Raw genomic sequence first — 15,781 nt, 5'->3', positions numbered from 1 at the left:
CCGGCTACTGCTACCGCATGCTCGGGTCCGGCTTCGAGGCCGAGGACGCCGTGCAGGAAACGCTCGTGCGCGCGTGGAAGGCGTACTCCAGCTTCCGCGCTCAACCAGGAGGAACACAAAAGACGAGGAGCAACAAGTAAATGACGGACATCGAGGTCCACGAGGCGACTGCCGTTATCGACAACGGCAAGTTCGGCTCGCGCACGATCCGCTTCGAGACCGGGCGCCTCGCGCGTCAGGCCGCCGGAAGCGTGGTCGCGTACCTGGACGACGAAACGATGCTGCTGAGCGCCACGACGGCGTCGAAGCACCCCAAGGACCACTTCGACTTCTTCCCCCTCACGGTGGACGTCGAGGAGCGCATGTACGCGGCGGGCCGCATCCCCGGCTCGTTCTTCCGGCGTGAGGGCCGTCCGAGCACGGACGCCATCCTCACCTGCCGCCTGATCGACCGGCCGCTGCGCCCGTCCTTCGTGGACGGTCTGCGCAACGAGATCCAGGTCGTCATCACGGTGATGAGCCTGAACCCGGGCGACCTGTACGACGTCGTGGCGATCAACGCCGCGTCCGCGTCCACGCAGCTCGCCGGCCTGCCGTTCTCCGGCCCGATCGGTGGCGTCCGCGTGGCGCTCATCGAGGGCCAGTGGGTGGCGTTCCCGACGCACGAGCAGCTCGAGAAGGCCGTGTTCGACATGGTCGTCGCGGGTCGTGTGGTCGACTCCGGCGACGTCGCGATCATGATGGTCGAGGCCGAGGCCACCGAGAACGTGATCGACCTGATCGGCGAGGGCGCCGTCGCCCCCACCGAGGAGGTCGTCGCGGCCGGTCTCGAGGCCGCCAAGCCGTTCATCAAGGTCCTCTGCGAGGCCCAGGCGCAGCTCGCCCAGGTCGCCGCCAAGGAGACCGGTGAGTACCCGACGTTCCCGGCCTACCAGGCCGACGCGTTCGAGGCCGTCGAGTCGTCCGCCACGGGCGAGCTCGCGCAGGCGCTGACCATCGCGGGCAAGGCCGAGCGCGAGTCCAAGCTGGACGAGATCAAGGCCGCCACGCTGGACAAGCTGGCCGAGCAGTTCGAGGGTCGCGAGAAGGAGATCGGCGCGGCGTTCCGCTCGCTGACCAAGAAGCTCGTGCGCCAGCGGATCCTGCGCGACAAGGTCCGCATCGACGGCCGCGGCCTCACCGACATCCGCGACCTGGGTGCCGAGGTCGCGATCATCCCGAGGACGCACGGTTCGGCGCTGTTCGAGCGCGGCGAGACCCAGATCCTGGGTGTCACCACGCTGAACATGCTGCGGATGGAGCAGCAGATCGACTCGCTGTCTCCCGAGACGCACAAGCGCTACCTGCACCACTACAACTTCCCGCCCTACTCGACCGGTGAGACCGGCCGCGTGGGTTCGCCGAAGCGCCGCGAGATCGGCCACGGCGCGCTGGCCGAGCGGGCGATCATGCCCGTGCTGCCCAAGCGCGACGAGTTCCCGTACGCGATCCGCCAGGTGTCCGAGGCGCTGAGCTCCAACGGCTCGACGTCGATGGGCTCCGTCTGCGCCTCGACCCTGTCGCTGCTCAACGCGGGTGTCCCGCTGAAGGCGCCGGTCTCCGGCATCGCGATGGGTCTCGTCTCCGACGAGGTCGACGGCAAGACCGAGTACGTGGCGCTGACCGACATCCTCGGTGCCGAGGACGCGTTCGGCGACATGGACTTCAAGGTCGCGGGCACCAAGGAGTTCGTGACGGCGCTGCAGCTCGACACGAAGCTCGACGGCATCCCGTCCGAGGTGCTGGCGGGGGCGCTGGGCCAGGCCCGCGACGCGCGCTACACCATCCTGGAGGTCATGGCCGAGGCCATCTCCGACCCGGACGAGATGAGCGCCTTCGCGCCGCGCGTGACGTCGGTCAAGATCCCGACCGACAAGATCGGCGAGGTCATCGGCCCGAAGGGCAAGATGATCAACTCGATCACCGAGCAGACCGGTGCCGACATCTCCATCGAGGACGACGGCACGATCTACGTCGGTGCGGCGGACGGCCCCTCGGCCGAGGCCGCGATCGGCATGATCAACGCGATCGCGAACCCGCAGCTGCCGAAGGTCGGCGAGCGCTTCCTGGGCACCGTGGTGAAGACGGCCGCGTTCGGCGCGTTCGTCTCGCTGCTGCCCGGCAAGGACGGCCTCGTCCACATCTCGAAGCTGGGCAACGGCAAGCGCATCGCGAAGGTGGAGGACGTCGTCAAGGTCGGTGACAAGCTCCGCGTCGAGATCGCCGACATCGACCAGCGCGGCAAGATCAGCCTGGTGGTCGTGAACGAGGACGCCGCCGAGGCGCCCGCGTCCGACGAGGCGCCCGCTGTCGAGGAAGCTGCTGCTGAGGCGGCTCCCGCGCAGTGAGTGCGACAGACAACAACGTGACGGCCGCGGGTGCATCCACCCGCGGCCGTCCGCGTACTCACACGTTGGGGCACCTCCAGAAGCCGGGCAGCACACGGGTGCTGGAGATGTCCGCGGGGATCGAGGTCCGGCGCAGCATGCTGCCCTCGGGTCTGCGGGTCATCACCGAGCGCATCCCGAGCGTGCGGTCCGCGTCGGTCGGGCTGTGGGTGCAGGTCGGGTCCCGTGACGAACGGCCCGAGGTGGCGGGTGCCGCGCACTACCTGGAACACCTGCTGTTCAAGGGAACGTCGCGTCGCTCGGCCGCGGCCATCGCCGAGGAGATCGACGCGGTCGGTGGCGAGCTGAACGCGTTCACCGCCAAGGAGCACACCTGCTACTACGCGCACGTGCTGGACGAGGACCTGCCGCTCGCGGTGGATCTGGTCTCCGACGTGGTGTTCGAAGCTGTGTGCGGCCCGCGGGACTTCGAGACCGAACGCGGTGTCGTGCTCGAAGAGATCGCGATGCGCGACGACGACCCCGAGGACCTGCTGCACGACGCGTTCATCGAGGCGTTGTTCGGCGGACATGCGTTGGGGCGCCCTGTTCTCGGCACCGAGAAGTCCATTCAGGACATGCAGAGGGACAACCTCTACTCGTTCTACCGGAAGCGCTACACGTTGCCGCGCATGGTGTTCTCCGTCGCGGGCAACATCGAGCACGCACACGTGATGCGGCTGGTGCGCAAGGCGATCGGTGATCGGCTGTCGCGGGAGGGCAGCGCGGTCGCACCTCGTGCGGGCCGGGCGCGCATCGCCGACGCCCGCAAGCTGGTGCTGCACACCGACGACACCGAGCAGGCGCACATGATGCTCGGCATGCGCGGCCTGGACCGCCACGACGAGCGCCGGTTCGCGTTGAACGTGCTGAACGCGGCCATCGGTGGCGGCATGAGCTCCCGGCTGTTCCAGGAAGTCCGCGAACGACGTGGCCTCGCGTACCAGGTGTACTCGTCCGTCGGCCTGTACGCGGACACCGGCACGTTCGCCGTCTACGCGGGCTGTCAGCCGGACCGCCTGGGGGAGACCGCCGGCGTGATCCGCGAGGTGCTCGTCGACGTGGCTCGTGGTGGGCTCTCCGACGCGGAAGTGGCGCGCGGCAAGGGACAGCTGCGCGGTGCGCTCGTGCTGGGCCTGGAGGACACCAGTTCCCGGATGTCGCGCATCGGCAAGTCCGAACTGAACTACGGCGACCACCTGAGCGTGGAGGACACGCTGGCGCGCATCGATGCCGTTTCCGCGGAGGAAGTGGCGTTGCTCGCACGTGAGCTGCTGCGCAGGCCCGTCGCCGCGGCCGTGGTCGGGCCTTACGATCACGCCGACGATCTCCCGGACCAGGTACACGAGGTGATTGCATGATTCGCGTCGGAGTTCTCGGCGCGCGGGGCCGCATGGGTTCCGAGGTGGTCCGCGCGGTCGAGGCCGCGAAGGACATGGAGGTCGTGGCGGCGATCGACGCCGACGACCCGTTGTCCTCGCTCGTGGACTCGGGTGCGCAGGTCGTCGTCGACTTCACGCACCCCGACGTGGTGATGGGGAACCTGGAGTTCTGCATCGCCAACGGAATCCATTGCGTCGTAGGCACTTCCGGGTTCGACAACGAGAAGCTCGCCGCGGTTGAGGCGTTGCTGTCGGACAAGCCCGAGGTCGGTGTGCTCGTGGCGCCGAACTTCGGCATCGGCGCCGTGCTGCTGATGCGCTTCTCGGAGATCGCCGCCCGCTACTACGAGTCGGCCGAGATCATCGAGCTGCACCACCCGCGCAAGGCCGACGCGCCTTCGGGCACGGCGGCGCACACGGCTCGGCTGATCGCGGCGGCCCGCGAGGGCATGGACCCGATGCCCGACGCCACCACGCAGGAGGAGCCGGGCGCGCGCGGCGCCGTCGTCGACGGTGTGCGCGTCCACTCGCTGCGGATCTCCGGGATGATCGCGCACCAGGAGGTCGTGTTCGGTGGCGAGAGCGAGACTTTGACGATTCGTCAGGACTCGCTGCACCGCACCTCGTTCATGCCCGGTGTCGTGCTGGGCGTGCGGGAGATCGTCGGTCGTCCCGGGTTGGCCGTCGGTCTCGACAAGTACCTCGACCTGTGAAGGTCCGGATCACCGTCGGGGTGCTGATCGCGGCCCTCGCCGTCTACTTCGTCCTGCTCACCGGTCGTGCAGTGGCTCTGCTGCAGACCGGTGAGCTGGTCGGCATCCTGCTCGGCGTCGGCGTGCTGATCCTGCCGCTGCTGGGCGTGTGGCTCGTGTACTCCAACCTGCGTTTTGGCTGGGAGACCGAGAAGATGGCCCGCGAGCTCGACGCGGACGGCCTCCTGCCGGACGTCTCGCACCTGCCGCGCCGGCCGTCCGGCCGGGTTGACCGGGACGCGGCCGACGAGTGGTTCGAGGAGCGCCGGGCCGAGGTCGAGGCCTCGCCAGAGGACTGGCGGGCGTGGTTCCGGCTCGCCTTCGCCTACGACATCGCGGGCGACCGCGGCCGGGCGCGCGAGACGATGCGCAAGGCCATCGAGCTGCACTCCTAGATCAGGATCTGGCCTTCACCGCCGTCGGCGAACAGTTCGCTGCCGGTGGCGAAGCTCGACTGGCTCGTCGCGAGGACAGTGCGGCCGCGACGATCTCCTCGGGCCGTCCCATGCGGTCGAACGCCACGCGGCTCTGCCTGCCATGGTCGAGTGAGGGGTGGCGGTGGTGCGGGGCGAATGTTCGACCGCTGCAGCCCGCCGCGTCAGACCCGCCGCCTCAGGCCCCGCCGCCTCAGGGCCGCTGCCCAGGGTCGGCGCAGGTCGCCCGGTCGGGTGAACAATGTCCTGAAACGTTGTTACCAATCCCTCGCGTACGAGGAAGCGCGCGGGGGAGCGGTCCGGGGTTGTGCGGTCCGGGGTTGTGCGGTCCGCCGACACGGTGGATGTCACGCAGCACCGATGAGGGCTGTGGCGGCGGACGTAGCGCAACGCCCGTGAGGACTGTGGCGGCCGGCCTCGACCAACCGCCGCCTCGGCTCAGTCGCGGACGACGGCGGCGATCAGTTCGGCCGCCAGATCTCCCTTCTGCACCACCAGAACCTCCTCCAGCCCGAGCCACTCGGCCATGTGCTTCAGCTCGCCGGCCAGCTCAGCTGCGACTCGCGGCCGGTCGACGCCCTCCTCCGCCCACGCCGACTGCACCCGCAGCACCCCGGCGGCCCGGTCGGCCTTGATGTCCACGCGGCCGACCAGTTCGCCGTCCAGCAGGAACGGGAACACGTAGTAGCCGTGCACCCGGCGCGGCTCCGGCACGTAGATCTCGATGCGGTAGCGGAAGCCGAAGATCCGCTCGGTGCGGGCCCGTTCCCAGATCAGCGGGTCGAACGGGCAGAGCAACGCACGGCCGGCCACCCGGCGCGGCGCTTTGGCGTCGACGTGGCGGTAGGCGATGCCGCGCCAGCCGTCGACCGTCACCGGCTCCAGCACGCCGTCCTCCACCAGCGACGCGACGGCGGCCTGCGAGCGGCGCGGGTCGAGGCGGTAGTAGTCGCGCAGGTCGGGCTCGGTGGCCACGCCCAGGGCCACGGCCGAGCGCGACACGAGCTCGCGGGCGCCGGACTCCGGCGTCCACTTCTGGGCCAGCACGTCGGACGGGATGACGCGCTCGGTCAGGTCGTACAGCCGCTCGAAGCTGCGGCGTGTGCCCGTGGTCAGCACGCCCACGCCGAACAGGACCTCGCACACGCGCTTGACCTCGGACCAGTCCCACCACGGGCCCTTCGACCGGCCCGAGTCGCCGACCAGAGCCTTCTCCAGTGCGCCGGCGCCGATCGGGCCCAGGTCTTTCACCGCGGCCAGGACCTCGTCGACCAGCTGCGGTGAGCGTTCGAGGATCGTCTGGTAGTTCTGCCACCAGCCGCGCTTCTTCGCGCCGGAGTGGAACAGCGGCCAGTCGCCCACCGGCACCAGGGAGGCCTCGTGCGCCCAGGTCTCGACGAGCATGCGGGGCTTGCGGGCGGAGTGCGTCCACGCCGCCTCGTCCAGCAGGGAGGGCTCGTAGGCACCCAGGCGCGAGAACAGCGGCATGTAGTGGGCGCGCACGGCCACGTTCACCGAGTCGATCTGCAGCAGCTGCACGCGCGACAGCACCCGCTGCAGGTGCCTGCGCGTGGCCGCGGCGGGACGGAGGTCGGTGAAGCCCTGGGCACCCAGGGCGATTCGACGGGCCACGTCCGCACTCATCCTCTGCACGTCGCCGATGTTGCCACGCACCCCTGACAATTCTCGGACACCCCATCGATAAGGTGCGGTTATGGCCGACGCCGGCGTGCACCTCGCCACCCCTGCCGATCTCGCGGAGATCATCCGCATCCACCGGGAGACGTGGCGGCTCGCCTACGCCCAGCTCCTGCCGCAGGAGGTGCTGGACACGCTGGACACCGAAGAGGCGTGGTCAGGTGCTGTCCAGCAGGGAGCGGTCCTCAAAGCCGTCGAAGGCGAGTGGATCGTCGGTTTCGCCGTGGCGAGCAAAGCTCCCGACGACGAAGTGGCCAAAGCGGACGGGTCGTTGCCGGAAGACGCCGACACCACCGCGCTCATCAGCGTTCTCGTGGAACCGCGGTGGGGGCGACGGGGGCACGGCACCCGGCTCGTGGCAGAAGCAACGAAACGCCTGAGCGAAGCAGGTGCGACCAGAGGCATCGCGTGGGTGCCGGAAGCCGACCAGGCGTCGCGGAACTTCTACGAACGGCTCGGCTGGTCGGGTGACGGCACGGTACGCACATTGGACGCAGGCGGGCGTCCATTGCGCGAAGTCCGGATGTCCGGCCCGCTGGCGGTCCGACTCGACTCCTGAGAACTGTGTAGCCTCGGCCAGGTGTTCGGCTTGGTTGGCCTCACCTTCGGGGTCGCGCTCGGCTCGGCACTCATCCCCTTCATCAGCGTTGAAGCCTGGGTGGTGGGTGTCGGCGCGCGGTGGCCCGGTGTCTCGTGCTGGCTCGTCGGCCTCGTGGTGGCGGTGGCCCAGGTGCTCGGCAAGCTGCTGTACTTCTACGCGGCACGAGGCGACATCAAGCTGCCCAACTGGTTGCACCGCAAGGAAAAGACCAAGCCGTCCAAGCTCGACCGCTGGTTCGGGCCGGGCACCCGGATGCACCGGTGGGGCGACTGGATTCACGTGAAGTGCAAGGCGCACCCGAACTGGATGGCGGGCACGCACGCGGTCAGCGCGCTGGTGGGCGTCCCGCCGTTCATGGCGACGAGCGTCCTGGCCGGGCTCGCGGGCATGTCCACGGTGATGTTCGTGGCGACCGGTCTGGTGGGCCGCTTCGCGAGGTTCAGCTTCCTCGCGGCTTCACCGGCCATGGTCATGGCCTGGTTCTAGCTGAAGAAGATCGACGCCGTCACGGAGAAGGCGATCAGGAGCGCGGCGACCGTGACCCGGGCTGAATCAAGCACGTGTCCGAAGTTATCGAGCCTTCGCCGATGAAAGCCAGGCGCAAACGGGTGAGAGCCGAATGATCTGGCTCTCATCCGCCTGTTTCACGCCCGATCATTCAAGTACGAGAACACCTTCGGGCAGTCCGGGAAGCTCGTACGAGTGCCACATCGGCCGCCAGTTCGGCAGCTCCAGCATCCGCTTGAGATCCGCGAACCCGCTGAGCCAGCCCAGCCACGGACCCCAGGGCGGGGTGGCCGGGTCGAACCCGCTCTGCACGAACGTCAGGTGCGTCTTGCCCTCCGAGCCCTTCAGCTCCCAGGACGTGACCATGCCCTCCTGGAAGTCCAGTGCGAAGTGCCCCTCGTCGAGCGCGATGATCTTCGCCGGGTGCGGGTTGTCGTCGAGGCTCCCCATCGCCCACCGGCCGCCGACGTGCGGCTCGATCTCCATGCGCGCCCCGAACCACCGCGCGAACACGTCCGGGTCGGTCAGCGCGTTGATGATCGCCGCCGGCGTCGTCGCGATGTCGAACTCGAACCGCTGCTCGGGCGTCGTGAAGTCGGCGAACCCCAGCACCGGCCGGCCTTCGACGTGCTCGACCAGGTTGCCCAGCACCAGCGGCCAGAACGTCTGGAGGACCTCCGACTCGTCGTCGCCCTGGCCCCACGTCGGGTACGGCGACTGCGTCATCGCGACCAGCGTCTCGCCGTCACGCTGCTCCACGCCGAGTTCGACCGTGTACTCGGTGCCGTAGAGGAACCACGTGAAGCGCACTGACGTGTCGTCGGAGCCCAGCAGCTTCTGCCGGCCGCGTTCGCCGTCGGGTGTGTAGCGCCCCCAGAACTCGTACTGACCGCCCTCCAGGTCCACGTGCGCGTGCTCGGCCAGCCACACCCGCAGGTCGTCCGCGGTGGTGAGGGCCTGGTGGACCCTCGCGGCGGGCGCGGAGGTGCGGACGCGGACAGTTCCTGTGCTCATCGGTTTTCTCCCTTGGGATAGCAGGCGAGCGCGATGCGGAACGCATCCCCTTCCGCGCCGCCGTATCGGGTGAAGAGGTCCTGCAACGTCGTCTGCAGCTCGCTCAGGAACTGCGCGCGGTCTTCGGGCCGAACGTGGATCTCGCCGGACACGCCCACAGACGGCAGTTCGGAGTCCCGGTCCAGCGCGGCGACGTCGACCTGGATCTGCTCGGCGAGGTCGACGAGGTGGCCCAGCGCCAGCTCGTCGCGCGACCCGAGCCGGCCGACCAGCCGCGGCGACAGCCAGTACGAGCGCGCCACGGCCTGGTAGAGGCCTTCCTGGACGCCACGCACCTTCCGTTCCGCGACCTGGGTGGCCAGACCGGCCTTGACCAGCTGTTTCACGTGGTAGTGCACGCGTTGCGGCGTCTGGTCGAGCACCTCGGCGACCTCGGTGCACGAGCGCGGCGCGGCGAGCTGCCGCAGCACCTCCACGCGCTGCGGCTTGAGCAGGGTCTCGGCCTGCTCCATCCGGTCCAGATAGATCACGTCTCTCATCGCAAAAACAACTTTGAACGTTCAAAACAATTTTGTCAATCACGCGGACAACTATGGGCTGACATATATTGAAATCTGTCAGTCCATCGGGCAGGCTGGATCTCACCGAAGAGACAGAAGGAGTTCGGCAATGCAGAAGCGTCAGCTCGGAGCCACCGGCCCGGTCGTGTCCGCCATCGGTCTGGGCTGCATGGGCATGTCCAACGCCTACGGTCCGGCCGACCGCGACGAGAGCATCGCGACCATCCACGCGGCGATGGACGCGGGCGTCACGTTGCTCGACACCGGTGACTTCTACGGCATGGGCCACAACGAGATGCTCATCAGCGAGGCGATCAGGGGACGCCGCGACGAGGTGCAGCTCAGCGTGAAGTTCGGCGGGATGCGCGACCACTCCGGCGCGTTCCTCGGGTTCGACAGCCGCCCGATCGCGGTCGCCAACTTCCTGGCCTACTCGTTGGAGCGGCTCGGTACCGACCACGTCGACATCTACCGGCCGGCACGGCTCGACCCGTCCGTGCCGATCGAGGACACCATCGGCGCCATCGCCGAGCAGATCGAGAAGGGCACGGTCCGCCACATCGGCCTGTCCGAGGTCGGCGCGGAGACCATCCGCAGGGCTCACGCCGTCCACCCGATCGCCGACCTGCAGATCGAGTACTCGATCCTGGATCGCGGAGTCGAGCGGGAGATCCTGCGGACCACTCGTGAGCTCGGCATCAGCATCACGGCGTACGGGGTGCTGTCGCGCGGCCTGATCTCGGCAACGCCGCCCGCCATCGGTGACGGTGACTACCGCGGCCACACGCCCCGGTTCCAGGGTGACAACCTGACCCACAACCTCGCGCTGGTCGAGAAGCTCAACGAGATCGCGGAGAACAAGGGCGTCACCGTCGCGCAGCTCGCGATCGCCTGGGTCGCGGCACGCGGTGAGGACGTGGTGCCTCTCGTCGGCACGACCAAGCGTGCGAGGCTGAACGAGGCCATCGGTGCCGTCGACGTGACGTTCACCGACCGGGAACTGCAGGAGATCGAGGCCGTTGTTCCTGCCGGGGCCGCTGCGGGCACGCGGTACGCCGCGGAGCAGATGGCCATGCTGGACAGCGAGAGGTGAGTGACGTGGCGGAGGCGTTGACCGGGGAGGCGATCCTCGCGGCGACCGAAGAGGTGCTGCGCAGGTACGGGCCCGCCAAGGCGACGGTGGTCGACGTCGCCAAGGCGCTCGGGGTCAGCCACGGCAGCGTCTACCGCCACTTCCCCACGAAGGCCGCGTTGCGCGAGGCCGTGACGCGGCGCTGGCTCGACGCGATCCACGTCGAGATGGAGTCGGTGCTCGACGAGAACGCGAGTGCCGCAGACAACCTGCGGGCCTGGCTGCAGCACCTGTTCGACAAGAAACGGCGCTCCCACACCGAGGAACCGGAGCTCTTCGCGACGTTCCGCGTGCTGGTGAGCGAGAGCTGCACCATCCCCGAATACCACATCGAACATCTTGTGGGTCAGGTCGCGCGCATCATTTCGGCGGGAGTGGAAACCCAGGAGTTCGTGACCGACGACGTGCGCAGGACGGCACAGGCGGTGTGGGACGCGACGGACATGTTCCACCACCCGGCCCACGCTGCGGAGTGGGGGAATCCTCACATTCAGACAGCTTTCGACGCCGTCGTCTCACTGGTCATCGCTGGACTGCGGTACAACCGAATGCCAAGTGCCGCAGGCGATGCTTGAGGGTCACGGAGGTGAGCGGTGCCGCCTGACGAGTGGATCGATCTGCTGGGAGCGCCGGAACGGCGTCCGGACCCAGTCGACTGGGACGCGGTCAAAGCACGTGCGGGCACGGCGTTGCCCAGCGACTTCGTGCATCTCGCGGAGGCCTATCCGCCGCTGATCGTCGGCGGTTACGTGCGGATCCTGCACCCGACCGCGCGGGCCGGGTTCATGAACTGGATGACACAGGCGCCCAAGATGCTGCGTGCGCTGCGCCGGCAGCCCGGTCTGCGCGTCCACCCGGACTCGCCCGGCCTGCTGCCGTGGGGCATGACCGTCAACGGCGACCACTGCCTCTGGTACACCCGCGGCGAGCCGGACGAGTGGACCGTGATGATCACGGACATGCGGCAGCGCTGGTCGTACGACGGCAACTTCTCGAGCTTCATCAGGAAGTTCCTGACCGGCGAGATCCGCTGTCCGCTCTTCCCGGACGACGTCCCCGGCGGCTCCAAACCATTCCAGGAGCCCTGATCGCCCGCTGCTCGCTGCACGCGGGGCGCCTTCGTGTGCTCCAGCCAAACGAAAGCGCCCCGCGTGCCTCCTAACCCGACCCCCCGGTCAGCTTGTGGCGGCGGTCACCAGGGCGTTGCCGCTGCCTGTTCGGCCCGTGACGGTGAGGGAGGCGTCGCCGAGCGGCTCGGACGAGACCTCGAAGTCGCTGCGGGCGTTGCCGGACGTCGACACCAGGTCGATGCGGGCGAGCGTGCCCTGGCGGACGCCGACACGGATGTTGCCCGATCCGGTGCCCAGCTGGATCTCCCCGGACGCGGCGTCGGCCACGGTCAGGTCGCCGCTGCCGGTCCGCACCTGGACGTTGCCGTGCACCGCGCCCAGCCACACGTCGCCCGTACCGGTGATCAGCGTGGACGTGCCGCCCACCGATGACACCTCGACATCGCCGCTGCCGGTCTTGGCCTTCAGCGACGAGAGCATCGTGCCGAGGCGGACCGTGCCCGCGCCCGAGTTGACCTTGGCCTCGCCGATCGCGCGGTCCGCCGAGACGCTGCCCGTGCCGGTGTTCAGGTCGAGCCTGCCCGCGCCGCCCGTGACGATGACGTCAGCCGCGCCGGTCCGTGACGTCACGTGTGACCCCACGGGTGCCGTCACGACGACCGACAGCGGCACCGCGCGCAACGGCAGCGCCTTCGAAGACTCGATGCGCAAACGGTTGCCCAGCAGTTCGACGCGCGCCTCGCGGACGGCCTCCTCCGGGCCTGCCGGAGCGTTCGTCTTGTCCGGGCCGAACTGGCCGCTGACCCAGCTCAGCACGCCGGCCAGGCCTTCGGTCCAGGAGTTGCCAGCGGTCGGGTCGTGCCGCACCTCGACGTGCACGCCCGGATCCTCGGTGAGGTGCACCTGCACGCGGCCGCTGAGCAGCGAGATGTCGATCTCGGCGATGCCCGCGAACTCGAAGCTCTGCTGCCGTACGACGCCTGCCGGTCCGGTTTCCTCGGTCATCCCAGTCACCCCTGCACCCATCCGCGGACACGCGAGCCGGAGCCCGTGTTGCCCTGCCACCCCTTGTGTCCGTGATGCTTGTGCTTGCCGTGCACCGCGCCCCCGACGGCCTGCTGGATGAACGAGTTCAGCGACACGCCCTGAGCGGCCGCGGCGGCCTCGGCCTTCGACTTGAGCTCGTTGATCATGCGCAGGGTGATGCGGCTGATGTCACCAGTGGCGTCACCTGCGCCAAAGTTCGGCATCTCCTGGCGCGGGCCGGGCTCCGGCTCCGGTTCCGCCGATCCCGTGACGACCACCTGGACGTCCCGGCCGGACAGGCGAACCTCCACGACCTGGCCTTCCAGGGAGGCGGTGACCTCCGCGGCCAGGTCCGACAGTGCGTTCATGATTGCCAGTCGCGCGGCTGGCTCGAGCGCTGCGGACAACGCGGCGGCCGTTCGACGGGTGTTGTCGTCCCCCGCTGAGGCGGCCGTCGCCAGGTCCTCGCGCAGTGACGCGATGTACGGCGACAGATCCATGACACCACTATGACGTCACGACTGGTGTCGCGCAAGTGTCAGATAGTGTCTCGGGTCATGCCGAGAGTGCGTTTGGTGGCTAAGACCGAGTTCATCCCGCCGGACGACGTGCCGTGGACGACCGACGCGGACGGCGGCGCGGCGCTCGTCGAGTTCGCCGGCCGGGCCTGCTACCGGTCGTGGGACCGCTCGAACCCCATGACGAACACCAACGCGACGTTCCTGCACCACCTGCTCGACGTCGGGCACCTCGCCGCGTTCGAGCACGGCAGCGCGACGCTGTACCTGACCGAGCTGCCCCGCTCGCTCACCCACGAGCTGATCCGGCACCGGCACTTCTCGTACTCGCAGCTGTCCCAGCGCACCGACCCGACCGCCGTCGTCGAGCCGTCGCTGATCGCCGAGGACCCCGAGCTGCACGCGCGGTTCGTGGCGGCCACCGACGCGAGCCTCAAGGCGTACGAGGACCTGGTGCAGAGCCTGGAGAAGACCGTCAACGGGCGGCGCGCGCGTGAGGTCGCACGGTCCGTGCTGCCCAACGCGACCGGCACCGAGATCGTCGTGACGGGCAACTACCGGTCGTGGCGGCACTTCATCGCGATGCGCGCGACCGAGCACATCAACGTGGAACTGCGCGAGCTGGCCGTGGCGTGCCTGCGCGAGCTGACGAAGGCGGCGCCCAACGCGTTCGCCGACTTCGTCATCTCGACACTCCCGGACGGCACAGAAGTTGCTTCGAGCCCTCTGGTGGTTGAAGGCTGACGCCCATGAAGCGGCTCATCGTGGACGTCCGGCCTGGCGAGTACACCGTCACGCGCCTGGCGCCGGACGCTCCGGTCCCCTCGGGGCTGCTCGACCTCGCCGACGCGCTGGTGTCGGTGACCAGGACGCCGGACGAGATGTCGATCATCGCGCCCTCGTCGTTCGAGCTGGCGGGCGACAACGCCGAGACGGGGTGGCGGCTGCTCACCGTGCGCGGCCCGCTGGAGTTCACGCTCACCGGCATCATGGCCGCGCTGGCGGGGGAGCTGGCCGCGGCCGGCGTCTCGCTGTTCGCGCTGTCCACATACGACACGGACCACCTGCTCGTGAAGCACACGGACCTCGGTCGCGCGGTGCTGGCGTTGCGTGCCGCAGGTCACGAACTGGTTGTAGCGCCGGAAGTCTAGGAACCGATCCCCCAGTTGCACGGTCTGAAGTACCGTCAACGCCCTCGGTCCCAGGTCTAGGAGCGCACGTTGCACGGACAGGCAGTCGAACCGCGCGTCATCGCGGGCAGGTACGCCCTGATAGCGGAGCTCGGCCGTGGTGGCATGGGCATCGTGTGGCGTGCGCAGGACCGCCACATCGGACGCTTCGTGGCGATCAAGGAACTGCACCTGCCCGACGGCATCGCGCACGAGGAACGCCGTGTGCTCGAAGAACGCGCTCTGCGTGAGGCGCGCACCGCGGGCAAGCTGAACGACCCCGCGGTCGTGACGGTCTACGACGCGATCAACGAGAACGGCACGACGTACATCGTCATGGAGCTGGTCGAGGCGGCGACGCTGTCGACGTTGATCAGCGTCCACGGCCCGATGTCGCCGAACCAGGTCGTGTCGATCGCGCTGCAGGCGTTGTCGGCGCTCGAGACCGCGCACCAGGCCGGGATCGTGCACCGCGACGTCAAGCCCGGCAACCTCATGGTCCGCCCGGACGGCAAGCTCAAGCTCACCGACTTCGGCATCGCCCAGGCCGTCGACGACCCGCGCCTGACGACCAGCGGCAGCCTCATCGGTTCGCCCGCGTACATGGCGCCGGAACGCATCCACGGCCACGAGGCGGGCCCCGCGTCCGACCTGTGGGCTCTCGGCGCGACCCTTTGCTACGCCGTCGAGGGCTGGAGCCCGTTCGAGCGCTCCTCCACGGCCTCCACGCTGCACGCGATCATGAGCGAGACGCCGCGGCTGACCCGTGCGACGGGCGTGCTCGGTGCCGTGATCACCGGTCTGCTCATCGCCGACCCGAACGCGCGGCTGTCCGGCCCGCAGGCCCGCGCCATGCTCGGCAGCATCGGCAACCAGCCGACGCCGCCCACCGGAATTCCGCCGGCCCAGACCCAGCAGTACCAGCAGGCGCCCGCCGTCGACCCCGCGAAGAAGAAGCGCAACCGCATCATCGCGTTGGTCGCCGCGGTAGCCATCGCCGCGTTGGCGTTCACGGGCGGCATCTACACGCACAGCTGGTTCACGTCGCCCACCGGCAGCAGCAGCGCCGCGCTGACGTACGGCGAGGGCGGCGAGATCCCGGTCTTCGGCCTTTCCGAGAACGTGTGCGGCAACGGCCAGGTCGCGCCCACCAAGCAGCTCGACTCGGACACCCGCGAGGAGTGCGACAAGCCGCACGACTTCGAGGTGTTCGACGTGACCGAGACGCTGCCGGTGCAGTCGAGCCTGCCCGACGCGACCTATCCCGGGGTCGAGGTGCTGAAGAACTTCGGCGTCTCCCGCTGCGAGCTGACGCTGAAGTCGGCGTGGATCAAGGACGGCGCCAAGCTCAAGCTGTCGACGCTCGTCCCCACCGACACCGCGTGGAAGAAGGACAAGAACGACAACGCGCAGCGCCGGATCTACTGCGTCGCGAGCAAGAAGGACGGCAGCCAGCTCGACGGCACCATCAGCGCGAAGAAGGACAACTGAC

Annotated in this window: 18 protein-coding genes; 13 read left to right on the top strand and 5 right to left on the bottom strand. The window is 68.9% G+C overall.

Annotated elements, in window-relative coordinates:
- The 5 genes from ABZX92_RS30705 to ABZX92_RS30685 all read left to right on the top strand — a co-directional run.
- Positions 1-140 (top strand): sigma factor (locus ABZX92_RS30705; RefSeq protein ID WP_355566908.1); only part of this gene is annotated, 140 nt, incomplete at its 5' end.
- The gene (locus tag ABZX92_RS30700) at positions 141-2,387 is read left to right on the top strand and encodes a polyribonucleotide nucleotidyltransferase (RefSeq protein ID WP_355566894.1); all 2,247 of its coding nucleotides are present in this window, start codon (positions 141-143) and stop codon (positions 2,385-2,387) included.
- 107 nt (positions 2,388-2,494) lie between these two features.
- Positions 2,495-3,787 (top strand): pitrilysin family protein, encoded by a 1,293-nt coding sequence (locus ABZX92_RS30695; protein WP_355566905.1) that lies wholly within the window; start codon positions 2,495-2,497, stop codon positions 3,785-3,787.
- Positions 3,784-4,521: a 4-hydroxy-tetrahydrodipicolinate reductase gene (gene dapB / locus ABZX92_RS30690; protein WP_355566892.1), complete on the top strand. Its 738-nt coding sequence runs from the start codon at positions 3,784-3,786 to the stop codon at positions 4,519-4,521. The genes ABZX92_RS30695 and dapB overlap by 4 nt, the downstream gene beginning before the upstream one ends.
- Positions 4,518-4,955 (top strand): tetratricopeptide repeat protein, encoded by a 438-nt coding sequence (locus ABZX92_RS30685; RefSeq protein ID WP_355566889.1) that lies wholly within the window; start codon positions 4,518-4,520, stop codon positions 4,953-4,955. Before dapB ends, ABZX92_RS30685 begins: the two co-directional genes overlap by 4 nt.
- 477 nt (positions 4,956-5,432) lie before the next feature.
- Here ABZX92_RS30685 and ABZX92_RS30680 read toward each other — a convergent pair whose 3' ends face one another.
- The gene (locus tag ABZX92_RS30680) at positions 5,433-6,638 is read right to left on the bottom strand and encodes a crosslink repair DNA glycosylase YcaQ family protein (protein ID WP_355566903.1); all 1,206 of its coding nucleotides are present in this window, start codon (positions 6,636-6,638) and stop codon (positions 5,433-5,435) included.
- A gap of 70 nt (positions 6,639-6,708) precedes the next feature.
- Here ABZX92_RS30680 and ABZX92_RS30675 point away from each other — a divergent pair, with 70 nt between their 5' ends.
- Both ABZX92_RS30675 and ABZX92_RS30670 read left to right on the top strand, forming a co-directional pair.
- Complete coding sequence (locus ABZX92_RS30675; protein ID WP_355566886.1) at positions 6,709-7,251, top strand: GNAT family N-acetyltransferase; 543 nt, start codon at positions 6,709-6,711, stop codon at positions 7,249-7,251.
- 21 nt (positions 7,252-7,272) lie between these two features.
- A complete protein-coding gene (locus tag ABZX92_RS30670) occupies positions 7,273-7,779 on the top strand; it encodes a hypothetical protein (RefSeq protein WP_355566884.1) in 507 nt (168 codons plus the stop codon).
- Positions 7,780-7,947: 168 nt separating this feature from the next.
- Here the strand turns inward: ABZX92_RS30670 and ABZX92_RS30665 are convergent, their stop codons facing one another.
- Both ABZX92_RS30665 and ABZX92_RS30660 read right to left on the bottom strand, forming a co-directional pair.
- Positions 7,948-8,814: an SRPBCC family protein gene (locus ABZX92_RS30665; protein WP_355566881.1), complete on the bottom strand. Its 867-nt coding sequence runs from the start codon at positions 8,812-8,814 to the stop codon at positions 7,948-7,950.
- Positions 8,811-9,353: a helix-turn-helix domain-containing protein gene (locus tag ABZX92_RS30660; protein WP_355566878.1), complete on the bottom strand. Its 543-nt coding sequence runs from the start codon at positions 9,351-9,353 to the stop codon at positions 8,811-8,813. The genes ABZX92_RS30665 and ABZX92_RS30660 overlap by 4 nt, the downstream gene beginning before the upstream one ends.
- Positions 9,354-9,483: 130 nt before the next feature.
- On the opposite strand from ABZX92_RS30660, the gene ABZX92_RS30655 reads away from it, so the two are divergent.
- The 3 genes from ABZX92_RS30655 to ABZX92_RS30645 are packed head-to-tail and all read left to right on the top strand — an operon-like array spanning position 9,484 to position 11,594.
- Positions 9,484-10,467, top strand: coding sequence for an aldo/keto reductase (locus ABZX92_RS30655; protein WP_355566875.1), 984 nt, complete (start codon positions 9,484-9,486; stop codon positions 10,465-10,467).
- 5 nt (positions 10,468-10,472) lie between these two features.
- Positions 10,473-11,081: a TetR family transcriptional regulator gene (locus ABZX92_RS30650; RefSeq protein ID WP_355566872.1), complete on the top strand. Its 609-nt coding sequence runs from the start codon at positions 10,473-10,475 to the stop codon at positions 11,079-11,081.
- 18 nt (positions 11,082-11,099) lie between these two features.
- On the top strand, positions 11,100-11,594 hold the full coding sequence (locus tag ABZX92_RS30645; RefSeq protein WP_355566869.1) for a hypothetical protein: 495 nt from the start codon (positions 11,100-11,102) through the stop codon (positions 11,592-11,594).
- 87 nt (positions 11,595-11,681) lie between these two features.
- Here the strand turns inward: ABZX92_RS30645 and ABZX92_RS30640 are convergent, their stop codons facing one another.
- A complete protein-coding gene (locus tag ABZX92_RS30640) occupies positions 11,682-12,581 on the bottom strand; it encodes a DUF4097 family beta strand repeat-containing protein (RefSeq protein WP_355566866.1) in 900 nt (299 codons plus the stop codon).
- Between the two features lie 5 nt (positions 12,582-12,586).
- Positions 12,587-13,102, bottom strand: coding sequence for a toxin-antitoxin system HicB family antitoxin (locus ABZX92_RS30635; protein ID WP_355566863.1), 516 nt, complete (start codon positions 13,100-13,102; stop codon positions 12,587-12,589).
- Between the two features lie 42 nt (positions 13,103-13,144).
- On the opposite strand from ABZX92_RS30635, the gene thyX reads away from it, so the two are divergent.
- The 3 genes from thyX (at position 13,145) to ABZX92_RS30620 (ending at position 15,780) form a co-directional block, all read left to right on the top strand.
- Complete coding sequence (gene thyX, locus ABZX92_RS30630; RefSeq protein ID WP_355566900.1) at positions 13,145-13,864, top strand: FAD-dependent thymidylate synthase; 720 nt, start codon at positions 13,145-13,147, stop codon at positions 13,862-13,864.
- A 5-nt stretch (positions 13,865-13,869) separates the two neighbouring features.
- Positions 13,870-14,271, top strand: coding sequence for an ACT domain-containing protein (locus ABZX92_RS30625; RefSeq protein ID WP_355566861.1), 402 nt, complete (start codon positions 13,870-13,872; stop codon positions 14,269-14,271).
- Positions 14,272-14,340: 69 nt separating this feature from the next.
- Positions 14,341-15,780 (top strand): serine/threonine-protein kinase, encoded by a 1,440-nt coding sequence (locus ABZX92_RS30620; protein WP_355566859.1) that lies wholly within the window; start codon positions 14,341-14,343, stop codon positions 15,778-15,780.
- Position 15,781: the final 1 nt, after the last annotated feature.

Origin of the sequence: Lentzea sp. NPDC006480, assembly GCF_040611995.1 — a bacterium.
Taxonomy (GTDB): domain Bacteria; phylum Actinomycetota; class Actinomycetes; order Mycobacteriales; family Pseudonocardiaceae; genus Lentzea.
This window is presented reverse-complemented; position numbering and strand designations above follow the sequence as displayed.

Excerpts from the sequence above, each read along its gene's own strand:
- ABZX92_RS30700 (WP_355566894.1), top strand. The coding sequence starts at position 141 with ATGACGGACATCGAGGTCCACGAGGCGACTGCCGTTATCGACAACGGC.
- ABZX92_RS30695 (WP_355566905.1), top strand. The coding sequence starts at position 2,495 with ATGTCCGCGGGGATCGAGGTCCGGCGCAGCATGCTGCCCTCGGGTCTG.
- dapB (WP_355566892.1), top strand. The coding sequence starts at position 3,784 with ATGATTCGCGTCGGAGTTCTCGGCGCGCGGGGCCGCATGGGTTCCGAG.
- ABZX92_RS30680 (WP_355566903.1), bottom strand. The coding sequence starts at position 6,638 with ATGAGTGCGGACGTGGCCCGTCGAATCGCCCTGGGTGCCCAGGGCTTC.
- ABZX92_RS30675 (WP_355566886.1), top strand. The coding sequence starts at position 6,709 with ATGGCCGACGCCGGCGTGCACCTCGCCACCCCTGCCGATCTCGCGGAG.
- ABZX92_RS30665 (WP_355566881.1), bottom strand. The coding sequence starts at position 8,814 with ATGAGCACAGGAACTGTCCGCGTCCGCACCTCCGCGCCCGCCGCGAGG.
- ABZX92_RS30660 (WP_355566878.1), bottom strand. The coding sequence starts at position 9,353 with ATGAGAGACGTGATCTATCTGGACCGGATGGAGCAGGCCGAGACCCTG.
- ABZX92_RS30655 (WP_355566875.1), top strand. The coding sequence starts at position 9,484 with ATGCAGAAGCGTCAGCTCGGAGCCACCGGCCCGGTCGTGTCCGCCATC.
- ABZX92_RS30640 (WP_355566866.1), bottom strand. The coding sequence starts at position 12,581 with ATGACCGAGGAAACCGGACCGGCAGGCGTCGTACGGCAGCAGAGCTTC.
- ABZX92_RS30635 (WP_355566863.1), bottom strand. The coding sequence starts at position 13,102 with ATGGATCTGTCGCCGTACATCGCGTCACTGCGCGAGGACCTGGCGACG.
- ABZX92_RS30625 (WP_355566861.1), top strand. The coding sequence starts at position 13,870 with ATGAAGCGGCTCATCGTGGACGTCCGGCCTGGCGAGTACACCGTCACG.